The organism is Candidatus Sodalis endolongispinus (assembly GCF_018777395.1).
Classification (GTDB): Bacteria; Pseudomonadota; Gammaproteobacteria; order Enterobacterales; family Enterobacteriaceae; genus Sodalis_B; species Sodalis_B endolongispinus.
This window is the reverse complement of the sequence record NZ_JAFJYC010000001.1, coordinates 655,556-677,271: the sequence shown is the minus strand read 5'-3', so window position 1 is coordinate 677,271 and position 21,716 is coordinate 655,556. Positions and strand designations below refer to the sequence as shown.

Below are 21,716 nucleotides of genomic sequence, written 5' to 3'. Positions count from 1 at the left end.
ACGCCTTTCCCGGTCGGTTATTGTGCCGCGTCAGGCTTCCCGGAACCGGGTTGTGCCGCGTCGGACTTCCCGGCGGCAGGGGCCGTCTCGCCGCGCAGGATATTGCGCCAGGTATCGGCAACGCTTGAGGCGATGGCGCCTAGCATGGCATCGGCATAAATCGGCGGCGCCGGCTGACGACTCGGACAATAGGGCACGCCGCGGAAGGGGTGCGGACGCGGCGGCGCCGGTTTAGCCATCGGCGCCGCCGCGGGACGTTCGTCAAGCAGCATGCTCGGGCGCACCAGGACGATATCTCCCGGCAGGGACGGCAGCATCTGTTGCAGCACGCGCACCGTGGCCGGATGCGGATGACCGATAGCGAAACCGTTGCGGCGGGCCAGCGCCACCGCGCGATTGAACTGGTGACGGATGTCGGCCTCATTGGCGGTATCGTCCAGGAACACCTGTCGCTTGAGAACCCGGACGCCGGTGCCGGCGGCGGCATCCACCGCCTGACTGTTGCCGATCGTCACGCTATCGAGGAAGTAATAAGAATAGTGGCTTAACGCCTGCGTCACATGTTGCATGCCGCTAAGACTGGAGGTCATCGCGCTGCCCATATGATTGTTCAACCCCACCGCATAAGGGACTTTCTGGGTCGCCTGCCGGATAATGTCCGCCACCTGGTCGCGGCTCATCGCCGGCGTGAGCGTATTGCGTTCCAGGGGCTGTTTGCTTAACGGCGCCATTGGCAAATGAATGAGGATTTCGCGCCCCTGTCGATGGGCTTTAAGGGCCATTTCCCGGGCATAGGGCGCATCAGGCAGCACCGCAATGGAAACGTTAACCGGCATGGCCAGGACCTGATTTTCGGTCGCGGGCCGGTAGCCAAAATCGTCAATAACGATGGCCAGTTTCCCGGCCTGCGCCACGTGGCTTGCCAGCAGCAGGAACATCACGATAGCGGTGCTACAAATTTTAATCGACAAACTACCTTCCTAACCAGGGTATGGGATTGACCGCCTGGCCCTGACGGCGAATTTCAAAATAAAGCGACGGCGTGCCCTGACCGCCGCTGGCCCCGACCAGCGCAATAGGCTGCCCGGCCTTGACCTGATCGCCGACGTTGACCGGCGCGCTCTGGTTATAACCATAGAGACTCATATCGCCCTTGCCGTGCTCGATGACCACCATCAGGCCGTAGCCCTGCAGCCAGTCGGCCATCAGCACACGGCCGGCGGCGATGGCCTTCACTTCGCTGCCTTCCGCGGCCGCAATGACCAGCCCTTTATAGCGCAATTCTCCCTGCTGCGGCTCGCCAAAGCGATGAAGCGTACGACCCCGCACCGGCCACAAATCCTGTCCCGCCGGCCGACCAAGACCACCGGTACGGGCGACCAGCGCCCGCTCACTCTCGCTAGGCTTATAAGTGCTGCCGCGGCTTTTCGCTTGCGCTTCCCGTTCACGCACCCGCTGCGCCTCCCGCGCTTCACGCTCCGCACGGGCTTTCGCTTCCCGCTCGGCGCGGGCGATAGTATCGCGTAACCGCGCCTCGTTTTGATGCAGCTCCGCCAATCGTTGCTTATCTTCCGCGATGGACGAATTCAGGCCACTCAAGGTTTTCTGGCGCGCGGCGCTGGCGCCCTGCAAGGTCTGCTGTTGTTTTTGCTGCTGCTGCAACACCTGCTGCTGTTGTTGTTGTTTCTGCTGCTGTTCGCGCTTTTGCGCTGCCAGATCGGTTCGTGTCTGGCTCAGGTCATTGATGGTTTTGGTGCGCGCGTCGTTCAGGTAGCTGAAGTAGGCCAGGATGCGCTCACTGCGCAGACTTTCCTCGTTACTGAGGATCAACTGTAGCCCGGAGTGCTGCCCCTGACGGAATGCGGCGTCCAACTGCTGCGCCAGCAATTTCTGCTGCGCGGCCTGCCGGTCTTGTAATTGGCGAATCGAACGCGTCAGCCGATCAATATCGCCCTTCAGCGTCGCCAGGGTATGTTGCGTATCCCGCAGGGCACGGGACGAGCGGGAGATGGACTGTTCTTGTTCCTTCAATTGGCCGAGCAAGGTGGTGCGCTGTTTTTGCTGCTGTTGAACGCTTTTTTCTTTGGCGAGGATATTTTGCTGCACCGTTTCAAGCTGTTGCTTATTGTCTGCGGCGTGAACGGCGGCGGGCAATAGCAGAGTGCCGGCGCAAAGCATGCAGGCGCAAAGACGATACCTTAATCCGGTGGCGCGGTGCCGACAGCCGGTGCGCGTGGGATATGAATTTTTCAACGGTGCTTTTTCCCTCATGGTGGCGATTATTTCACGTTGAACAGCGGCTTACCAGTCATCTATTGACGCTTTGGCATCGGTTTCATCCGAGATTTATGCGCTGCGGCGCGCATTGCCGCCAGTTTCTTGGCGATGTATCGGTATATTGGCTGAATTTGCCCGGCGGCGAGGGTATACTCGAATGCTTTGACGTTGGGTCATTTATTAACGGGAGTCTTCTCACCCCATGCAAGAAATTATGCAATTTATCGGCAATCATCCCATGCTTAGTCTGGCGTGGATGGTCCTTTTGGGTGCCATAATTTTTACTACTTTCCAAAGCCGTTTTTCCAAGGTGGGCGACATTGCCCGCGGTGAAGCTATCCGATTGATCAATAAGGAAGATGCGGTGATTGTTGATCTGCGAAACCGGGATGATTACCGTAAGAGGCATATCGCCAACAGTTTAAATCTGGCGGCGGCAGACATCAAATCCGGCAATCTGGGCGAGCTGGAAAAAGCAAAGGGTAAGCCGGTCATCGTTGTTTGCGCCGGCGGCACCAGCTCGCGCGATCCGGCGCAAAACCTGATCAAAGCCGGCTTTAAACGGGTTTATGTGCTTAAAGAAGGCATATCCGGCTGGAGCGGGGAAAATTTACCGCTGGTCAGGGGTAAATAACTCTTTTCCATCAAGAAGGGAAACCATGGCCAATATCGAAATTTATACCAAAGCAACCTGTCCCTATTGCCATCGCGCTAAAGCGTTAATTACCCGCAAAGGGGTGCCTTTTCAGGAGATCCCCATTGATGGCGACGTGGATCTGCGCGAAGAAATGATAAAGCGCAGCGGCCGCACCCCACGGTGCCGCAAATCTTTATCGATGGCAAGCATGTGGGCGGGTGTGACGACTTGCATGCGCTCGATGCGCGCGGCGGCCTTTAAATAAACAGAACCGACGGGTCGTGCGCCTAGCCCCCGTACCCGGCACTTTAACCAAAGGGTTTTTCAATGTCAGAACAAAATAATACCGATATGGCGTTTCAGATTCAGCGCATTTACACCAAGGATGTGTCTTTTGAAGCGCCGAATGCGCCCAAGGTGTTCCAGCAGGAATGGCAGCCTGAAATCAAACTGGATCTGGATACCGCGTCCAGCCAGCTGGCGGAGGACATCTATGAAGTCGTACTGCGGGTAACCGTAACGGCATCGTTGGGCGGAGATACCGCCTTTCTGTGCGAGGTCCAGCAGGCGGGCATATTCACCATCTCCGGCATTGACGGCACCCAAATGGCGCACTGTCTCGGCGCCTACTGCCCGAATATTCTTTTCCCCTACGCCCGTGAGTGTATCACCAGCCAGGTATCCCGAGGCACCTTCCCGCAGTTGAATCTGGCGCCGGTCAATTTTGACGCGCTGTTCATGAATAACCTGCAGCAGCAGGGCGACGGCGACGGCAGCCAGCCGGCTCAGGACGCCTGATTATGCCCGGCGATGCTTCAATGATTGTTATCGGTGCAGGCTCGTACGGTACGGCCCTGGCTATCACCCTGGCGCGTAACGGTCATGAGGTGTTGCTGTGGGGTCACGATCCGGCCCATATCCAAGCGTTAGAGGCGGCGCGCTGCAATCAGGCTTTTTTGCCCGACGTACCGTTTCCGCCGACGCTGCGCCTGGAGGCATCTCTGTCGACGGCGCTAGCCGCCAGCCGTGATGTGCTGATTGTGGTGCCAAGCCACGTCTTCGGGCAGGTGCTTACACAACTCCAACCCCATCTGCGCCAAGATGCCCGCATTGTCTGGGCTACCAAGGGGCTGGAGGCGGAAACCGGCCGGCTGCTGCAGGAGGTGGCGCGGGAGGTGCTGGGCGACCAGATACCGCTGGCGGTGCTGTCGGGGCCAACGTTCGCGCGTGATCTGGCGGCAGGGTTGCCCACCGCCATTGCGCTGGCGGCCACGGACGCTACCTTCAGCGACGATTTACAGCGGCTGTTACACTGCGGTAAAAGTTTCCGGGTTTACAGTAATCCCGATCTCGTCGGTGTCCAGCTGGGCGGCGCGGTGAAAAACGTGATTGCCATCGGCGCCGGCATTTCTGACGGCATCGGTTTTGGCGCCAACGCGCGCACCGCTTTAATTACCCGCGGTCTGGCCGAAATGTCGCGCCTCGGCGCGGCGATGGGCGCAGAGCCCGGCACCTTTATGGGCATGGCCGGGTTGGGGGATCTGGTGCTTACCTGTACCGACAATCAGTCGCGCAATCGCCGTTTCGGCATGCTACTGGGGCAGGGCATCGGCGTCGAAGCGGCGCAGGAAACGATCGGACAGGTGGTGGAGGGTTACCGCAATACCAAGGAAGTATTGGCGCTGGCCGGACGCTACGGGGTAGAGATGCCCATCAGCGAGCAGATATATCAGGTGCTTTACCAGCACAAAAACGCGCATCAGGCGGCGCTGACGTTGCTTGGCCGTGCGCAGAAAGATGAAAGGGCCGGCGGCTGAGGCCGGTTACCCAGCAACAAAGCAAAAGGCGGGCGGTATGTCGACAGAAGAATTGGAACTTGTATGGAACAACATTAAAGCTGAAGCGCGCTTGCTGGCCGATTGTGAACCCATGCTGGCCAGTTTTTTCCATGCAACCCTGCTCAAGCACGAAAACCTGGGCAGCGCATTGAGCTATATGCTGGCCAATAAACTCAGCAACCCTATTATGCCCGCCATTGCCATCCGTGAAGTGGTTGAGGAGGCTTACAGCGCCGATCCGAGCATGATTTTCTCCGCCGCGCGTGATATTCACGCGGTGCGACTGCGCGATCCGGCGGTGGACAAATACTCTACTCCGCTGCTGTATCTGAAAGGGTTCCACGCTCTACAGGCATATCGGATTGGCCATTGGTTGTGGTATCAGAATCGCCAGGCGCTGGCGATTTATCTCCAGAATGAAATTTCCGTATCCTTCGGCGTGGACATTCACCCGGCGGCGCGCATCGGCTGTGGTATCATGCTCGACCATGCCACGGGTATCGTGGTTGGCGAAACCGCGGTGGTGGAAGATGACGTTTCCATCCTGCAGTCCGTCACGCTTGGCGGCACGGGCAAGACCAGCGGCGACCGGCATCCCAAGATCCGTGAAGGGGTGATGATCGGCGCCGGCGCCACCATTCTCGGCAATATCGAGGTGGGCAGAGGGGCGAAAATCGGCGCTGGTTCCGTCGTCTTGCGCTCGGTACCGGCCCATACTACCGCCGCAGGCGTGCCGGCGCGGGTGGTGGGGAAAGCGGAAAGTGACCGGCCGTCGGAAGAGATGGATCAGTCTTTTAGCAGCCCCGGTTTTGAATTCGGCGATGGTATCTGAGGAAGGCTAGTCTCGTGCGCCGGCATAATCCAATTGGCGCCAGGCTTCATACAACACCACCGACACCGCGTTGGACAGGTTCATGCTGCGGCTGTCCGGCTGCATCGCGCTGCGGATTTTCTTCGTCATGGGCAGCGCGTCAAGAATTGACGGCGGCAACCCGCGGGTTTCAGGTCCAAACAGCAAATAGCCCCCGGCCTGATAGCGCACGGCGCTGTGCGCCGGCTGACCCTTGGTGGTCAGGGCAAACAGCCGCGCCGGCTGCTCCTGCGAAAGAAAAGCGGCATAGTCGCGGTGATTGCGGACTGCGGCGAATTCATGATAATCCAGCCCCGCGCGGCGCAGCCGCTTGTCATCCCAGGTAAACCCGAGTGGTTGTATGAGGTGAAGGTGAAAACCGGTATTCGCGCTCAGGCGGATGATATTGCCGGTGTTGGGCGGAATTTCCGGTTCGTATAATACGATGTTAAGCATAATGCCCCCTTAAGCAGGGCGCAGAATAGCAAAAAATGTTCGCTCCTGCCGCCACTTCCTGATGCGCTGCGGGCTTCGCTTCTTGGCAATCATGCGCGGGGCTTTACTTCATGGTAATCATGCTCAGGTGCGCTGCCGTCTATCGCGGCCCGGAAGGACCATTGTCAGCCGGTGAACCGGACAGGCCGCTTTCCCACGGGCCGGCGGGCGCGGATCCTGCTTTCGCGCCTGGCTGTGCTTAGCGCTGGGGTAACAAAGGCAGCCAGATAATTAGCCGCAATCCGCCGAGCGGGCTGTCCTCGGCCTTGACCCAGCCGCGGTGCTGCATCACGGCGGTTTCGACAATCGCCAGCCCCAGACCGGTACCGCCGGACTCGCGATCGCGCGCTTCATCGGTACGGTAAAAGGGGCGGAAAATCTGCTCGCGATCGTCCTCGCTGACGCCGGGGCCATCATCATCAACGGTAATGGTTATCCCCTGCTGATCGGCGCTGAACCCGACCGTGATACGCTGGTGCGAATAACGCAGGGCGTTGCGCACGATATTTTCCAGCGCGCTGTACAGTGCGGAGGGGTTGCCCAGCAGTGTCCAGTTGCCCGGCGGCGAGGTGACCTCCAGGCTTTTACCCATTTGCTCGGCTTCAAATGTGGCGTCATTAAGCACATCCGACCACAGATCATTCGCCTTGAGCACTTCCCGCGACAGATCGTTTTTATGCTGATTACGGGACAGTACCAGCAGATCGTTAATCATCGAATCTAGCCGCTGCGCTTCGGTCTCGATGCGTGCAAGCTCGTGTCCCTCGCCGTGCCGTCGCCGCATCAGCGCGGTGGCCAACTGGAGCCGGGTTAACGGCGTACGCAGCTCATGGGAGATATCGGACAGCAGGCGCTGCTGCGCGGTGACCATCCGTTCCAGGGCGCTGACCATCTGATTGAAGCTAACGCCGGTCGCCAGAAACTCCTGCGGCCCCGCTTCCAGCTCAGGGTGTTGCCGCAGATTCCAGCGCGCCACTTCATCGGCGGCATGCTTCAGTTTACGCGCCGGTTTGGCCAGGCTCCAGGCCAGCCATAACAGCAGCGGGATACTGATAAGCATGGTGACAATCAGCAATAGTAGCGGGCGATCGAACAGCAAACTGATAAAGTCCGATTGGGCGCTGCCGGCCGGGCGAATCTGATAAAGTTGATAATTGTCCTCGCCGTCGCGAATGGCGAAAGGGCCCACTAATTCCGCGCGGCCGTATTTTTTCTTTTGGGGATGATCGGCATTGTCCGATTGACCAATAAAGTTGCGGATAATCTGCATTTCATTGCGCTGGGCGTCGATGACCCGCCCTTCACTGGTCACCAGAATCAAACGCTGGCCGGGAGGGGCCCATTTATCGATAGCGCGAAACAGCCGGCGCCACCACATCAAATCGTTGGCCGGATCGGCGGCCAGCTCAGCCTCCACATGCTGCTGCAGCATTACGCCCTGGCGTTGCTCGCTGTCGAGCAATTGCGTCATTTGCCGAGAATCCAGCTTGGGCACCATAAGCACCAACACGAGCACCAGCGCGAGGGTCAACCAGAATATGGCGAAAATGCGTGCGGTCAAACTGTTGATCATGCAGCGGATACCATCAAATAGCCCCGGCCACGTAACGTTTTGAACCACGGATGCCCGTCTTTGCGTTCCGGCAGCTTGCGACGCAAATTGGAAATATGCATATCGATGGCGCGGTCAAACGGCGTCAGACGTTTGCCCAGCACTTCCTGGCTTAAATGTTCCCGCGACACCACCTGGCCTAAATGCTGCGCCAGCAGATACAGCAACGTAAACTCGGTACCGGTCAACTCCAGCGGCGTTCCGTCAAAGGTGGCCTCCTGCCGGCCCGGATTCAGGCGCAGGAAATCGACCTCCAGCGACGGCGTGCCGGCCTCGCCGGTCTGCTGTTGTTCCGTCCAGTGTGAACGGCGCAAGATTGCCCGGATACGCGCGACCAGTTCACGGTCGTTGAACGGCTTGGGTAAATAATCATCCGCGCCCAATTCCAGACCCAAAACGCGATCCAGCTCACTGCCGCGAGCGGTCAACATAATCACCGGCGTCTGGTGCTGCTGCCGCAGCTCTTTAAGAGTATCGATGCCGTTCTTACGCGGCATCATTACATCGAGAAGCAAGAGATCAATGGAACTGTCCAACTGGCTTAACGCCTGTTCGCCGTCATGCGCCACCTGGACATTAAAGCCTTCCATTTCCAATAGTTCCTTCAACAGCGACGTTAATTCGCGGTCATCATCAACCAAAAGGATTTTATTCATTTTATACACCTCCTGACGCAAAATACGTCATCAATCCCTTCCAATCCATGACTTTACGTAGCTTTACACCGCATGACGCATGTTTGCAGCGGCTTGGGTAGACTAACTTCCATCATATAGCGACAAAGAAACATGCCAAGGGGGCCGGGATGCACAAACACATCCTCTTGTTCATCGCCGCCGCGCTGGTCTCTTCTCTGTTAATACTGTAGCTGCTAAAAACAATACATTGGAAAGCTGGCAACAGGATGCCCTTACGCATCGGATACAGGAAAGCCACTACAGCATGTTTGATGGTGTTAAGCTGACGGAACAGCAGCGGCAACAAATGCGGGACCTCATGAGCCTCGCCAGCCGCGACACCGCCGAGTATTAATATTAGCGAAATGGAACGCATGCATACGCTGGTGACCGCCAAAACTTTCGACGAGGCTGCCGTTAGGGAACAAACGGAAAAGATGGCCCAGGAGCAGGTTGCTCGTCAGGTCGAAATGGCCCGGGTGCGCAACCAAATGTATAACTTGCTTACGCCGTAACAGCAACAGATTCTAGAGCAAAAGCATCTGCAGCGGTTAAGTGATTTAAAGCTGCAGATGGCGGAAAAGATTTCGACTTCTGCCAAGAAGCCAGCAGTAAACGAATAAAGAATGACCTTTTTCCTTTCCATAGACACCATCCCTGTCTTCCACGCCTCATCAGCGGGTTTTTTTTGTGCCTGAGATACACTAATTACCGTTCGTGATTGCAAAAGCAATGGAATAAGCTGCTTTTGGGTCAGTGGCGCCAGCGGAACAGTTTGTTCGGCTAATGGATCAAGCCATATAACCTCCTCTATCTCTGCTGCAGGGGTGATCACATGGTCGGGAGCAGGAACGGCAAAAATTTCGGCGATTAGCCTGTAACCGGGCTCGTTGGCTGCGATATCGGTAAATTGACCCAGAAAAGAAACATCCTCTGCTGGAATATGGAGCTGGAGTTCCTCGTGCAGCTCGCGCACCAGAGCCATTTCCGGGCGCTCTCCGGCCTCGATTTTGCCTCCCGGCTGCATAAAGTAGGCTGAATGACGTTTTCTAACCAGCAAGATCCAGCCCCGCGCGTCAGTGATTACCGCCGCGGCGATATGGATGACATTTTCATCCGCCATTTTCTTTTCCTCACTGTGACCATTTGACGGCGGGGGCGCGATAATCAGCAAAATATTCGGTTATTTCTGTCATGTTTGCCGAAAAAATCAGCATATCTTCATGGCTCTTTTTCAGAAATCCTTGCTCGACCATTTGACGGATCATGTCTTGCAACGGGCGGTAAAAGCCGTTGACATCAAGAAAGGCACAAGGCTTTGCATGTAGCCCCAACTGCGCCGCCATTTTCATTTTGCGTTCGTGCATATTCGCTACCACGTGAAGGTGGGTTAGTCCGGTGTGGGCGATTTCACGCTCGACTAATGATTGTGGGATCACGCCGGTGACATGGCCGCCGTGCTCTAATGCCGCATCAGCGACAGCGCCCATCAGGCCGACCTTTCCCCCGCCATAGACGATACCCATTCCTTTTCCGGCCAATAACTGACCGGTCTGGCTGGCGGCTTCCCGGTAAACCGGATCGCTACCGTTAGCGGAACCGCAAAAAATCCCAATATTAATCATATTATTATTCCTTAAGTGAGCTATCTTGATACTCTTCCCTGGAGGGTGGATGCTCTCCAGCCGCTTCGAGCTGTGCTGCTTTCACTCAACTTAACTCAAATCGTGGCGAGAAAGCAGTACTCAGCTAATGACCGACGTCATCTGTGACCGACGGCGTCGTCTATGCCGGGCATGTCGAGCATACCGGCGCGGCCCAGCAAAGCTGGCCCCCCGCCTGGTGGTGGTGGGGGTGGCGCGTGTCACGCCCGGCAATCGCACTCACGGCGCTAAACCCCCGCCCGGCAGCGCTTGGCGCAAACCTCACCGGGCTTAATAATGTCCCGGCGGCGCTTGGGGCCACACCACACATTCTTCGGCAGCGCTTGGCGCTGCACCTTAGATGGCCCAATCTGCTAGGCGCTCCCCTCCCTACACCCGCAGCGCTCAACTCTTCAGGCGCCGCGGACATGCTCGCCGTATAGAAAAGGGGATGGGTAAAATTCTATCAATTTGCCCCTGACATTTTCATAAACACGTAAATAATTTCATTGTCATCCTTTCTGCTGCCGCACCCCATTAGAAATGTCATTGCCTGGTTGCAGTGGAAATCCAGCGTCAACGCCGTTGTGGCGCGGCTGTGATGTGCAGTCTCTGAGCGCGCTGCCAGCACGTGATGTCGCGTTAATGCGAGGTATACATTTACCACCCGCTGGCGAATGACGATTGCCAAAGCCTTGTGAAACGAAAGGGGTGAATCAGTGCATAAACGGCTAAGGCTGTAATTCTTTTACTGCAATCGGATTTTACAGAGGTGATAAGGCCCTATGGACGCGCTTGCTTATCAGCGCGAGCTTTGCGCGACAATCTGTATTAAAGCGAAGCACCAGACGGAGGTATTTTCTGGCACGCCGTATCCGTCGCCGGCGCTTCTGCCATTGTGTCACATATCCCATCATGGCCAAGAGGCATCACGCTGTCCTCTTGGCGGTAATAAGTAAAGATGATGCCAGGGATCCATTCTTTTGTTGGCCTCCACGGCAGAGCTTCTTGTGTTTTGAACCCGCAGAGCAGAGCAAGATCATTGCGCAAATAGGTTCTGATTTTGGGATCAATTTGGTAGTCATTGATGTAGGGATAGAGCAGAAAAATGATCTGTGGCATGGTTAAGCTCAATACGGTGACGGGATCGGATTTCACTAGCGCTATAATGGATTCACGTGCATATTTGTCGCCATTCATATAATCCTACTTGTCCTGGGTAAGCTCAGAATAATCAAATACCATGAGTTCCAGCGACAAACAAAGCGCGGTGGATGACCCTCTGTTTATCCTTGTGTTCTAAAACGTCAAAATGTTGCTGATAAAAATGCTCAAAAAAACGGCGGATTGTAATTTTTTAAAAGCTAATAGGGCGATTTTATTCATTATTTCTTGCTTGATAGGCATAGAGGATTCTTTTCATGTTTAAATAATTATTGGCGATAATTTGAGCGAAATGCGACTAGCAGAAAGGTTACTGCAAAAAAACGGTGCCGAATAGCAGTTGTTTTAGACATTGTCCGAGTGTGACCTGTTCATTTAAAGAAGAGCTTGTCTGGCGTGAGCGGGCTTTATTGTCGGGGAAAAGTAGGTCTAATGCCTTTATGGCGACCCTTTCTATTCGGTATTGGCATCGGCGAAGAGGCAACGGGCGCCATAACGGGTGCCATAAGGCATCAGCTTTCCATCTACTCAGCTTGTGCGGGCGATGTTGAACAGCAGGGCCTTGTAAAGATTGATTAGGGCGGTAAAATATATATCAAAGTCTCTACTCAGCGGCTTGCAATAAAAATAACATCATAAGGATTACGACTAGGTCGAATAATGTTTACTGTCGGGGCTGCGAAAAGCAAATCCATGAAACAGCAAAAAGCTGCCCGCACTGTGGCGCCATCTATAACGTAGTCGGCAGTAAAAATCGCATCTCCGCCGCGCTATTGGCGTTTTTCCTCGGCGGTTTCGGCGTTCACAAATTCTATTTAGGCAAGACTGGCCAGGGGGTACTGTATCTGCTGTTCTGCTGGACCTTTATCCCTGCGTTAATAGCTTTCATTGAATTTATTATCTATTTATGTACCTCTGACGAAAATTTCGCCAGAAAGTATGGTTAAACCCAGGCGCATGACCTTAATCCGGAGCGGGATTAATCATCCTCATCCGCGTTTAACGTTTCGCTTAGAGTCCTTTTTGAATAGCGGCAGAGATCCCTGGCTTGCTCGACAGGGTCACGCTGGCTGATGAAGGCGCGAATGGTCGAAGCGGGATATCTTGCTGTTTCCTTAGGATTGACATTCAAAGGCGAACACTAACCCGATTGGATTGGCGTTCGGTTCTGGTGTGGGCGTAAGGACTGGGTTAACGTGAAGGCTATCCCGCCCGGCCATCGCCACAGGCACCAGGGCCATGATGCATGCTGTTTTGGGTCTGGCAGGAGGGAAAACCATGGGCGGCAGAATGCTATCCCTTACTGCCGCGAATCGTTAATCAACTGAGGTGAGGAGCAAGGCATGCACAAGCACGCGATATTGCGTTCAACGCTCGACAACCGGCAACTTTTCACCGCGATGGCCGCCCATAATCCCTTGTGCGCGCGGCTTGCCGCTGAGGCGGGCTTTGACGGCATCTGGGGCAGCGGGTTCGAGTTGGCGGCCAGCTACGCGGTGCCGGATGCCAATATCCTGCCGATGGGCATTCACCTGGATATGATGCGCGCTATCGCTGCCGCCGTCGCAACCCCCGTGATTGCGGATATCGATACCGGTTTTGGTAACGCGGTAAATGTCAGCTATGCCATCCCACAGTATGAGGCGGCCGGCGTGGCGGCGGTAGTGATGGAGGATAAGACCTTTCCAAAAGACACCAGCCTGCGCACCGACGGGCGGCAGGAGCTGGTCAGCATTGAAACCTTTCAAGGCAAGATTGGCGCCGCCATCGACGCCCGCCAGGATAGCAATTTGGTAATTATCGCCCGGGTCGAGGCGTTGATTGCCGGGCTCGGGCAGGACGACGCCCTGCGCCGGGCGTACGCGTATCAAGAAGCTGGCGCGGATGCGATCCTCATTCATTCCCGGCAAAAAACCCCGGCGGAGATCCTCTCGTTTATCGATGCCTGGACAGGCCAGATTCCGCTGGTGCTGGTGCCGACGGCGTATCCGCAGCTTACCGAGTCGAGTATTGCCGAGAGCGGTAAAGTGGGGATCGTCATTTACGGTAATCACGCCATCCGCGCGGCGGTCGGCGCGATGGCGGCATCTATGGGGTGGACACCGCCTTGCCGACCGTCAACGACATAATGACGCTGCAGGGGGACGAAAGCATGCGCGCGGTGGAAAGTCGCTTTTTGCGCTAAAGCGATGGCAAAACCGGGCAGGGCGGCGGTGCGATGGGGACCAGTCGCAGAGGGCCGCTCAATGTTCGGGCGTTATTCGCGCATGAGTCTAGAGCTATGCGCCAGCCACAATGTGACTACCAGTATCAAAATGGCGGCTGAATAACACAGCGTGTCCAGCGGGTTTTCATGATCGACGACGATGAGGCGGATAATGGCCGTAATGCCAATATAAATAAAGTAACGCAGGGGAAAGTGATATCCTGACTGAAAATATTTCACTATCAGGGCGATAAACTCAAAGTAGAGAAAATAGGTGACAATACCCTCTATCAACAGATAGGTAGAACTTTGTTCGCCCGCGTTGAGCAGCACCCGCGCTAAATCGTAGGTTTGGCCAGCCCAGGAAAATAATCAATATCATACTCAAACATACCAGGCCGATATTTAAAACCATTTGCAGTGCATCGGCAATACGCGTTCCAGAAATCATGGTGTCATTACCCTGCATAAACGTTGTCGGGGTTATCTCCGGCAGTATAACGCTTTTCAGTGTGATGTATGTCACAAAAAGGAGCTGATGACCCTAACGGCTATCTGGTTTAACCGCGGTTTAAACCATTAAGGTCGGCTTGGGTGGTAAACCAACCTTGAGGATAACGCGGGGTCAGGGGGGGTGACTGGTACTAAAAAGGAACCGAAGTAACACCCTATTAGCGCCGATTAACGCCGACAGGAGCGGCTTTTCACACCCCGATGTGAATGTTGCTGCGCATTAAAGCGGAAGCGGCCATGCACGTTTTACAGTATGATAAAGTCCGCAAAACGTGTATTTATTAGCTGAGTAATAGAAAGTAGTCTGACCTGAATCAATTCAGCTTTGGCGATTTGTTATACTCTTTCTTCACACGCCCCGGCATCCGTTGCGGGTGGGAAAGGCGGTAACAAACGTATTGTATTCTACAAGCGGTATCTTAAGTTCAGAGGTAGTCATGATTAAAAAAATCGGTGTACTGACAAGCGGCGGTGATTCACCAGGCATGAATGCGGCCATCCGGGGCGTGGTACGGGCCGGCCTTTCCGAGGGCCTGGAGGTCTACGGCATTTACGACGGTTACCTGGGCCTGTTTCAGGATCGGATGGCGAAACTGGATCGTTATAGCGTTTCGGACATGATTAACCGCGGCGGCACCTTTCTCGGTTCTGCCCGTTTTCCAGAATTCCGAGAGGAAGGCACCCGCGCCATCGCTATTGAGAACATGACCAAGCGTGGCCTGGATGCGCTGGTGGTGATCGGCGGAGACGGCTCCTATATGGGTGCCAAGCGTTTGACCGAAATGGGTTTCCCCTGCATTGGCCTGCCGGGCACGATTGATAATGACGTGGCGGGCACCGATTACACCATTGGCTACTTCACCGCGCTGGAAACGGTCGTCGAGGCCATTGACCGGCTGCGCGATACGTCTACGTCACATCAACGTATTTCCATCGTGGAGGTCATGGGCCGGCATTGTGGCGATCTGACCATGGCGGCCGCTATCGCCGGCGGCTGCGAGTTTATTGTGTTGCCTGAGGTGGAATTTAAGCCGGAAGACCTGGTCTACGAAATCAAGGCGGGTATCGCTAAAGGTAAAAAACACGCCATTGTCGCGATCACTGAACATATTTGTAATGTTGCCGAGCTGGCTCAATATATTGAAAAAGAGACGGGGCGGGAAACCCGTGCCACCGTACTGGGCCATATCCAGCGCGGCGGTATCCCGGTGGCTTACGACCGTATTTTAGCCTCACGCATGGGTGCGTACTCCATTGAACTGCTGTTGCAGGGCTACGGCGGCCGCTGTGTCGGGGTGCAAAACGAGCGACTGGTGCATCACGACATCGTCGACGCCATTGAAAATATGAAACTTCCTTTCCGCAGCGATATCCTGGAAACAGCAAAAAAACTGTTCTGATGTTGCCGGTTGCCTTGCCCTCGGATCCGAGGGCAAGTGCTCTAGCTCCCCCGACCCCACCCCGCCATCATACAAATCTCATTATATTCTTTGGTTATATAAACTATGTTTATATTCTTTTAGCTCGCTAAATTTTTCTGCCACTCTCTGCAGAAAACGTTTCCAATTCCAAAAAATTTCCAGATGGAGTGAAAGATGTCCAAATGGCGTGCCGGCGTGTTACTTATGTTGCTGTCTGGAAGCGTGGTGGCTAAGGATATTCAGCTGCTAAATGTTTCCTATGATCCTATCCGCGAATTCTATCAGCAATACAATAAGGCGTTTAGCCAGTACTGGCAGCAAAAAACCGGCGATCACGTTACGGTGCGCCAGTCACATGGTGGCTCCGGCAAACAGGCGACCTCCGTCATTAACGGCATCGAAGCGGATGTGGTCACACTGGCACTGGAGTCAGATGTGGATGCTATTGCCGAGCGTGGGCGCATCGATAAAAACTGGATCACACGCCTGCCCGACAACTCCGCGCCTTACACCTCCACTATCGTATTCCTGGTGCGCAAGGGCAATCCGAAACAAATCCATGATTGGTCCGATTTGATTAAACCTGGCGTATCGATTATTACGCCCAATCCTAAAACATCCGGCGGGGCGCGCTGGAACTATTTGGCCGCCTGTGGCTATGCACTGCACCAAAACAATAACGATCAGGCTAAAGCGCAGGCGTTTGTAAAGGCGCTGTTCAAGAATGTCGAAGTGCTCGATTCCGGCGCTCGCGGCGCAACCAACACCTTTGTTGAGCGCGGCCAGGGGGATGTGCTGATTGCTTGGGAAAATGAGGCGCTGTTGGCAATCAATGAATTGAATAGCAAGGATCAGTTTGAAGTCATAACCCCAAGTGAGTCGATTTTGGCTGAACCAACAGTATCGGTGGTGGATAAGCGCGGCACCCGCGATGTGGCAACGGCATATCTGAACTATCTCTATTCGGCTGAAGGGCAACGTATCGCGGCGCAAAACTATTATCGCCCGCGCGACGCCAATGTGGCCAAGGAATTTGCCAAAGAGTTTCCAACATTGAAGCTGTTTACCCTGGCTGAGACTTTTGGCGATTGGACCAAGGTGCAAAAAGAGCATTTCGCCAGCGGAGGCAGTTTCGATAAGATTAGCCAGCGCTGAAAACAGACGGGCGGCAATGCGACGTTTGACCTGTTAAACACCACCGGGCCGGTCAGCGTTTGACCGGCCCGGTGCTTTTGCGAGGGGCTGCGTTATCCCCTCGCCGGACTTGAGCTATCAGGCCTGTTTCGCTTCTGCTGCAGACTTAACGATCACCGCAAAGGCGTCAGCCTTCAGCGATGCGCCGCCGACCAGGGCGCCATCGATATCCGGTTGTGTGAAAAGCTCCGCGGCATTTCCGGCGTTAACCGAGCCGCCATATTGGATAATGACCTGCTCAGCAATTGCCGCGTCATGCTTGGCGATATGGTCGCGGATAAATTTATGCACCTCCTGCGCCTGCGCCGGCGTCGCGGATTTGCCCGTACCGATGGCCCAGATGGGCTCGTAGGCAATGACGGTATTCTCAAACGCTTTGGCGCCCAGGCTGTTAAGCACCGCATCGATCTGACGGGAGCACACCGCTTCGGTTTGGCCGGCTTCGTTTTCCGCTTCGCTTTCGCCGATACACAATACCGGGATCAGGCCAGCTTCTTTTAAGATGGCGAATTTTTCGGCGATAAACTCATCGCTTTCCTTATGATAGGTGCGGCGTTCGGAGTGCCCGATGATGATATATTTCGCGCCGATATCTTTCAGCATTTCGGCGGAGACTTCACCGGTGTAGGCGCCCGAAAGATGGGTGTCGACGTTTTGCGCACCCAGCGCAATCCGGCTGCCGCCCAGATGGTGTTTCGCCAAATCAAGATAGGTCACCGGCGGTGCGATGGCGACATCGCAACCGACGACGCTGCTGAGTTCGTTGCGCAGCGCCGCGATCAATTCATTGACCACATGCTTGCTGCCATTAAGTTTCCAATTACCCATCACTAACGGATGTCGCATTGTTATTCCTCCATTCAGGGAACGCGAGAGATGAAAAGTACTGCCTAGGGGCAAGTTTTACCTGACCTCAGTATAAAGAGGAAATACTTGGGTGGCTTTGTTTTTTGTCATTTATCGTGCATGAATCAGGGCTCGGCCAGGGCGAGTTTGACGGGTTCGACGGCGAGAGTCAGGCCCTTGTCGCCATTGTCCGCCACCACATAGCGCAGCGCGCCACACTGTTGTTGAAAAAAACGTGAACCATGCCCGCGATTAAGCAGATCCAACACCCGCCCGGTGCTTTGCTCCACGCTTATCGTCGGTTTAAACTCACGCAGCAGCGCCGCCATATAGGTGATGGCGGTCGCGCGAGCGGCTTTTCCGGTGCTGCCTTCCACCGGCAGATAGGTAAGCTGCAGCGTTTTGATTTTGCCGCTACCTTTTTCCAGCGCCGTGGAGGCATACAGGGTTTCATTAATCTTACTGGCGGCGCGGGTGAGATTCGCCGGTTCGCTCGGGCCTCCCAGAGCGTGAAACTCGCCAATGGGCAGGGTCGGATTGTGGCTGTTGTACCGTTCGCGGAATTTGGTCACCGTGGTATCGAACGTCGGCGCTCCGGCCAGCAGATAAGGGGCGGTCTGGGCTGTGCCGTTTGGCGCCGGCGGCCCGGCGATGCCGTTAGCGGCAGAGGGTGCGCTTGCCGGGGGCAGAGGGGAGGCGCTGTGGCTGGTGCCTGTTGCGATGGCGGCAGGGGGTGGCGCAGCGCTACCGCTGGCGGCAGGGGGCGGCGCGCTTGCAGCTGCAACGGGGGGATGGCGGTGCACTGCGGCAGGCGCCTCTTCCCCGTAGGCGGTGGGGCCGATGGCCATCGCGCACAGCAGCGCCAGCCGCCAGGCGGAACGGCGTGACAGCGGCCTGCAGGCCTTTATCTCCGTCGCCACCATTACCAGTAATGCTCGCTGGTCATATGGCCCGGCTTGCGCTTGAAATGTTTGCGCATGCCGCGGCTGTCTTTCAACAGCTGCTGCGTGTCGCGCACCATTTGCGGGTTACCGCACAGCATGACGTGGCTATTTTCGTCTTCCAGCCTCAGGTCCACCGCCGCTTCCAGCGAGCCGTCGGCGATAAGGGCAGGTACGCGTCCGGTGAGCGACCCGGGAACCTGTTCGCGGCTGACCACCGTTTGGACGCGCAGCTTACCGTTAAAACGCTGCTGAAGTTCCAGCATCTGCGGCAGATAGCTCAGATCCTGAGCAAAACGCGCCGCGTGCACCAGAATAATCGAGTTGAACCGTTCAAGCCCTTCGCCTTGCTCAAGAATCGATAAATAGGGCCCTAATGCGGTACCCGTCGCCAGCATCCACAAATTGTCACAGGGCGGGATCTCGTCCAGCACGAAGAAACCCGCCGCTTCCTTGGTCACCATCAGATTATCGCCGGGCTGTAGCCTATGCAGCGGCGGGCTGAGTTTGCCTTCCGGTACGGTAACCAGGTAAAACTCCAGGTTGTTATTCCGCGGCGCGTTGACGTAGGAATAGGCGCGCTGAATCTTTTCGCCGTTGATTTCCAGCCCCAGCTTGGCGAATTGTCCGGCGGTAAAGGGGTCGACGGGCGCATGGACGATGAGACTAAAGAGACTGTCCGTCCAGTGCTTCACCTGCACCACGTTACCCGATACCCATTCAGCCATAGTATTTAACTCCCCTTGATCCTGCCGGTCGTTCCCCGGTCGACATGCGTTAATCCACTCTGTCACAGCGGCTGAAATTGTCCTTCAGGACGCGTCGGCGTTCGGCGCACGGCCTGAACTCCCCATCTGCGGACGAGCCATTATCGGCTAATTTCGTTAACGCATCCAGTCCGCGGCGCGGTAAGCGGTTATTCAAGGACGCGTACAGAATAATTTACCGTCCGTTCACCGGACATTACAGCGCAAGGGTTGGGATAATGAAGATATTAACTGGACTTAAAGCTTGAGTGTGGTATTTATGTCGGAAAATCAACCATTGTTCTGTATATATCACTATTAACAAGCAATACACAGAATTAATCAGCTATCTAAGTAATATCTATGATGAACCCGCGTGCGTTGTCCGTGTTGATGTTATTAATTACCTTGGTGGCCGTCGGGCAGATGGCGCAGACCATTTATGTACCCGGTATTCCTCTTATCGCCCGTGATCTCATGGTGCGTGAAGGGGCGATACAGCGGCTGATGTCCGCCTATCTCCTGTGCTATGGCGGTTCGCAGCTTATTTACGGTCCGCTCTCCGATCGGGTGGGGCGCCGTCCGGTCATCTTGAGCGGGATGGCTATCTTCTGCCTGGGAACGATGCTGAGCCAATCGCTGTCGATGATGACGATTGCCTGCGGTATCCAGGGCATCGGCACCGGCGTGGGCGGCGTGATGGCGCGGACGCTGCCGCGGGACATCTGCGATGGCCGCTCGCTGCGGCGGTCTAACGGTCTGCTCAATATGGGCATTTTGATAAGTCCCCTACTGGCGCCGCTGATAGGCGGCGTACTTGCAGACTGGCTGGGCTGGCGCGCGTGCTTCGCGTTTTTGCTGCTGCTGAGCTGCAGCGTCAGTCTGCTGGTCTGGGGGCGTTTGCCGGAGATGCGTCCGCAGCGCCCGGTCGGCAGCGGCCGAAGTCTCGGTTTTAAGCGCCTGCTGAGCGAAAAGGTCTTCAATCACTATCTGCTGATGCTGGTCGGCGGACTGTCGGGGATTGTCGCCTTCGAGGCCAGCAGCGGCGTGCTGTTGGGCAGCATGGGGCTGACGGGCCGAGAGGTCAGCCTGTTGTTCATCCTGCCGCTGCCGGGCACGTTTTTGGGCGCCTGGTATGCGGGGCGCGCAATCAAGCCCTTCAGCGCGCTGATGTGGCGGGCGGTAATGAGCTGCCTGCTGGCGGGGATATTGATGTGGCTGCCGGCCTGGTTCGGCATCATGACGCTCTGGACGTTGCTGTTGCCGGCCGGCCTGTTCTTTTTCGGCGCCGGCATGCTGTTTCCGCTGGCCACTACCGGCGCGATGGAGCCTTATCCCTATTTGGCCGGCACCGCGGGCGCGCTGGTCGGCGGCCTGCAAAATATAGGCTCAGGCGCCGTTGCCGGCTTTTCCTCGCTGCTGCCGCAGCAAGGCCAGTTCAGCCTGGGGATGATAACCTTCGCCATGGGGATGCTGATCCTGCTGTGCTGGCTGCCGCTGGCGCAAACCCTGCACCGCCAGAGGCCGGAGATTGTCTAGGGCGCGCGCCGACGCTCCGGCCGGCGCTCAGAGGATGAAAGGATGCAGCGCGTCATCCTTGCGATCGAGATAGTGAATCGACGTAATGCGGCGAATGGTGCGGCTCTTGCCGCGGATGAGCAGCGTTTCGGTGGTGGCAATATTGCCTTTACGCGTGATGCCGTTCAGCAAGTCTCCTTTGGTAATGCCGGTGGCGGAGAAAATGACGTTATCGTTGTGTGCCATCTCTTCCAGTCGTAGCACCTGATTCGCCATAATACCCATCTCCGCGCAGCGGGCGAGTTCAGCCGTGCCTATCAGGCGGTTATCCTCGCTGTCGCCTTTCACCCGATGACGCGGCAGCAGGCGGCCCTGCATATCACCATCCATGGCGCGGATCACCGCAGCGGAGATCACCCCTTCCGGCGCGCCGCCGATGCCATACATCACGTCCACTTCGCTATCGGGCATGCAGGTGAGGATTGACGCCGCGACGTCGCCATCGGGGAAGGTGAAGACCCGCACCACAAGCCGCTGCAGGGATTGTATGCATGCCTCATGACGCGGCTTGGCCAGCAACGACACCGTTAATTCCGACAGGGTTTTACCCAGACGGCTGGCGACCGCGCGCAAATTATCCTCCAGCGGGGCGGAGAGATCGATGGCGCCCCGGGCCGCCGGGCCGACCACCAATTTTTCCATGTACATATCCGGCGCGTGTAAAAACGCGCCTTTTTCCGCTACGGCCAGCACCGTCAAAGCGTTGGCCTGCCCCAGGGCGGTCATGCGGGTGCCATCGATAGGATCGACGGCAATATCCACCGCCGCGCCGGCGCCGGTCCCGACCGCTTCACCAATGTACAACATGGGTGCCTCATCAATATCGCCTTCGCCTATCACGATACGGCCATTGATGGGCACCTGATTTAGAACAATGCGCATGGCCTGAACCGCAGCGTTATCGGCGGCGTTTTTATCACCGCGGCCCAGCCAGCTATAACCGGCCAGGGCGGCGGCTTCGGTGACGCGGGAAAATTCAATGGCTAATTCACGTTTCATGACGGTTTCCTGACGGCCTAACAAGCACAATTGCCGCCAGTTTATCACACTCCGCCGCCGCCGGGGGGGAGGTGCTGGA

21 protein-coding genes and 3 pseudogenes are annotated in these 21,716 nt (G+C 56.1%); 11 read left to right on the top strand and 13 right to left on the bottom strand.

All coding sequences use genetic code 11. The annotated features are described in order from the left end of the window. Positions 1–17: 17 nt before the first annotated feature. A complete protein-coding gene (locus JZM24_RS03350; protein WP_215669986.1) occupies positions 18–938 on the bottom strand; it encodes a divergent polysaccharide deacetylase family protein in 921 nt (306 codons plus the stop codon). 34 nt (positions 939–972) lie between these two features. Further along, positions 973–2,271: a murein hydrolase activator EnvC gene (gene envC / locus JZM24_RS03345; RefSeq protein ID WP_215668560.1), complete on the bottom strand. Its 1,299-nt coding sequence runs from the start codon at positions 2,269–2,271 to the stop codon at positions 973–975. Between the two features lie 208 nt (positions 2,272–2,479). On the opposite strand from envC, the gene JZM24_RS03340 reads away from it, so the two are divergent. The 5 genes and pseudogenes from JZM24_RS03340 (at position 2,480) to cysE (ending at position 5,584) form a co-directional block, all read left to right on the top strand. Further along, complete coding sequence (locus JZM24_RS03340) at positions 2,480–2,911, top strand: rhodanese-like domain-containing protein (protein WP_215668559.1); 432 nt, start codon at positions 2,480–2,482, stop codon at positions 2,909–2,911. A 25-nt stretch (positions 2,912–2,936) separates the two neighbouring features. Continuing rightward, positions 2,937–3,175 (top strand): annotated as a pseudogene (grxC, locus tag JZM24_RS03335) (glutaredoxin 3). Positions 3,176–3,241: 66 nt separating this feature from the next. Next, a complete protein-coding gene (secB, locus tag JZM24_RS03330; protein ID WP_215668558.1) occupies positions 3,242–3,712 on the top strand; it encodes a protein-export chaperone SecB in 471 nt (156 codons plus the stop codon). A 2-nt stretch (positions 3,713–3,714) separates the two neighbouring features. Continuing rightward, positions 3,715–4,731 (top strand): NAD(P)H-dependent glycerol-3-phosphate dehydrogenase, encoded by a 1,017-nt coding sequence (gpsA, locus tag JZM24_RS03325; protein ID WP_215668557.1) that lies wholly within the window; start codon positions 3,715–3,717, stop codon positions 4,729–4,731. Positions 4,732–4,768: 37 nt separating this feature from the next. Beyond that, on the top strand, positions 4,769–5,584 hold the full coding sequence (gene cysE / locus JZM24_RS03320) for a serine O-acetyltransferase (RefSeq protein ID WP_215668556.1): 816 nt from the start codon (positions 4,769–4,771) through the stop codon (positions 5,582–5,584). 6 nt (positions 5,585–5,590) lie between these two features. On the opposite strand, the gene trmL is transcribed toward cysE, so the two are convergent. The 3 genes from trmL to cpxR all read right to left on the bottom strand — a co-directional run bounded on the left by trmL (position 5,591) and on the right by cpxR (position 8,365). Continuing rightward, complete coding sequence (trmL, locus tag JZM24_RS03315) at positions 5,591–6,058, bottom strand: tRNA (uridine(34)/cytosine(34)/5-carboxymethylaminomethyluridine(34)-2'-O)-methyltransferase TrmL (RefSeq protein ID WP_215668555.1); 468 nt, start codon at positions 6,056–6,058, stop codon at positions 5,591–5,593. 238 nt (positions 6,059–6,296) lie between these two features. Beyond that, positions 6,297–7,670 carry an envelope stress sensor histidine kinase CpxA gene (gene cpxA, locus JZM24_RS03310; protein ID WP_215668554.1) on the bottom strand — a complete coding sequence of 458 codons (1,374 nt, stop codon included), beginning with the start codon at positions 7,668–7,670 and terminating at the stop codon, positions 6,297–6,299. Continuing rightward, a complete protein-coding gene (gene cpxR, locus JZM24_RS03305) occupies positions 7,667–8,365 on the bottom strand; it encodes an envelope stress response regulator transcription factor CpxR (protein ID WP_025424069.1) in 699 nt (232 codons plus the stop codon). The genes cpxA and cpxR overlap by 4 nt, the downstream gene beginning before the upstream one ends. Positions 8,366–8,558: 193 nt before the next feature. On the opposite strand from cpxR, the pseudogene JZM24_RS03300 reads away from it, so the two are divergent. After that, a pseudogene (locus JZM24_RS03300) lies at positions 8,559–8,898 on the top strand (Spy/CpxP family protein refolding chaperone); the annotation flags it as partial. Here JZM24_RS03300 and JZM24_RS19590 read toward each other — a convergent pair. The 3 genes from JZM24_RS19590 to JZM24_RS03285 form a co-directional block, all read right to left on the bottom strand. Next, a complete protein-coding gene (locus JZM24_RS19590) occupies positions 8,847–9,509 on the bottom strand; it encodes an NUDIX hydrolase (RefSeq protein ID WP_376775506.1) in 663 nt (220 codons plus the stop codon). The pseudogene JZM24_RS03300 and the gene JZM24_RS19590 sit on opposite strands and share 52 nt — an antisense overlap. Positions 9,510–9,519: 10 nt before the next feature. Beyond that, on the bottom strand, positions 9,520–10,011 hold the full coding sequence (locus JZM24_RS03290; protein WP_215668553.1) for an LOG family protein: 492 nt from the start codon (positions 10,009–10,011) through the stop codon (positions 9,520–9,522). 849 nt (positions 10,012–10,860) lie between these two features. Further along, complete coding sequence (locus JZM24_RS03285; protein WP_215668552.1) at positions 10,861–11,229, bottom strand: hypothetical protein; 369 nt, start codon at positions 11,227–11,229, stop codon at positions 10,861–10,863. Positions 11,230–11,834: 605 nt separating this feature from the next. Between JZM24_RS03285 and JZM24_RS03280 the strand changes: the two genes are divergently transcribed. Both JZM24_RS03280 and JZM24_RS03275 read left to right on the top strand, forming a co-directional pair. Further along, positions 11,835–12,140: a TM2 domain-containing protein gene (locus JZM24_RS03280; protein ID WP_215669985.1), complete on the top strand. Its 306-nt coding sequence runs from the start codon at positions 11,835–11,837 to the stop codon at positions 12,138–12,140. A 396-nt stretch (positions 12,141–12,536) separates the two neighbouring features. Further along, positions 12,537–13,322: a phosphonopyruvate hydrolase gene (locus tag JZM24_RS03275; RefSeq protein ID WP_215668551.1), complete on the top strand. Its 786-nt coding sequence runs from the start codon at positions 12,537–12,539 to the stop codon at positions 13,320–13,322. Positions 13,323–13,450: 128 nt separating this feature from the next. Here JZM24_RS03275 and psiE read toward each other — a convergent pair. Further along, positions 13,451–13,850, bottom strand: a pseudogene (psiE, locus tag JZM24_RS03270) (phosphate-starvation-inducible protein PsiE). 499 nt (positions 13,851–14,349) lie between these two features. On the opposite strand from psiE, the gene pfkA reads away from it, so the two are divergent. Both pfkA and JZM24_RS03260 read left to right on the top strand, forming a co-directional pair. Next, on the top strand, positions 14,350–15,312 hold the full coding sequence (gene pfkA / locus JZM24_RS03265) for a 6-phosphofructokinase (protein ID WP_215668550.1): 963 nt from the start codon (positions 14,350–14,352) through the stop codon (positions 15,310–15,312). A gap of 195 nt (positions 15,313–15,507) precedes the next feature. Beyond that, the gene (locus tag JZM24_RS03260) at positions 15,508–16,488 is read left to right on the top strand and encodes a sulfate ABC transporter substrate-binding protein (RefSeq protein ID WP_215668549.1); all 981 of its coding nucleotides are present in this window, start codon (positions 15,508–15,510) and stop codon (positions 16,486–16,488) included. Between the two features lie 117 nt (positions 16,489–16,605). Here the strand turns inward: JZM24_RS03260 and tpiA are convergent, their stop codons facing one another. The 3 genes from tpiA to fpr form a co-directional block, all read right to left on the bottom strand. Beyond that, positions 16,606–17,373: a triose-phosphate isomerase gene (tpiA, locus tag JZM24_RS03255; protein ID WP_215668548.1), complete on the bottom strand. Its 768-nt coding sequence runs from the start codon at positions 17,371–17,373 to the stop codon at positions 16,606–16,608. 125 nt (positions 17,374–17,498) lie between these two features. Further along, a complete protein-coding gene (locus tag JZM24_RS03250) occupies positions 17,499–18,026 on the bottom strand; it encodes a DUF1454 family protein (RefSeq protein WP_312884992.1) in 528 nt (175 codons plus the stop codon). A 269-nt stretch (positions 18,027–18,295) separates the two neighbouring features. Further along, the gene (gene fpr / locus JZM24_RS03245) at positions 18,296–19,042 is read right to left on the bottom strand and encodes a ferredoxin--NADP(+) reductase (protein WP_215668547.1); all 747 of its coding nucleotides are present in this window, start codon (positions 19,040–19,042) and stop codon (positions 18,296–18,298) included. 381 nt (positions 19,043–19,423) lie between these two features. Here fpr and emrD point away from each other — a divergent pair, with 381 nt between their 5' ends. Next, complete coding sequence (emrD, locus tag JZM24_RS03240) at positions 19,424–20,599, top strand: multidrug efflux MFS transporter EmrD (RefSeq protein WP_215668546.1); 1,176 nt, start codon at positions 19,424–19,426, stop codon at positions 20,597–20,599. Between the two features lie 27 nt (positions 20,600–20,626). Here the strand turns inward: emrD and glpX are convergent, their stop codons facing one another. After that, positions 20,627–21,637 (bottom strand): class II fructose-bisphosphatase, encoded by a 1,011-nt coding sequence (gene glpX, locus JZM24_RS03235; RefSeq protein WP_215668545.1) that lies wholly within the window; start codon positions 21,635–21,637, stop codon positions 20,627–20,629. Between the last annotated feature and the right edge of the window lie 79 nt (positions 21,638–21,716).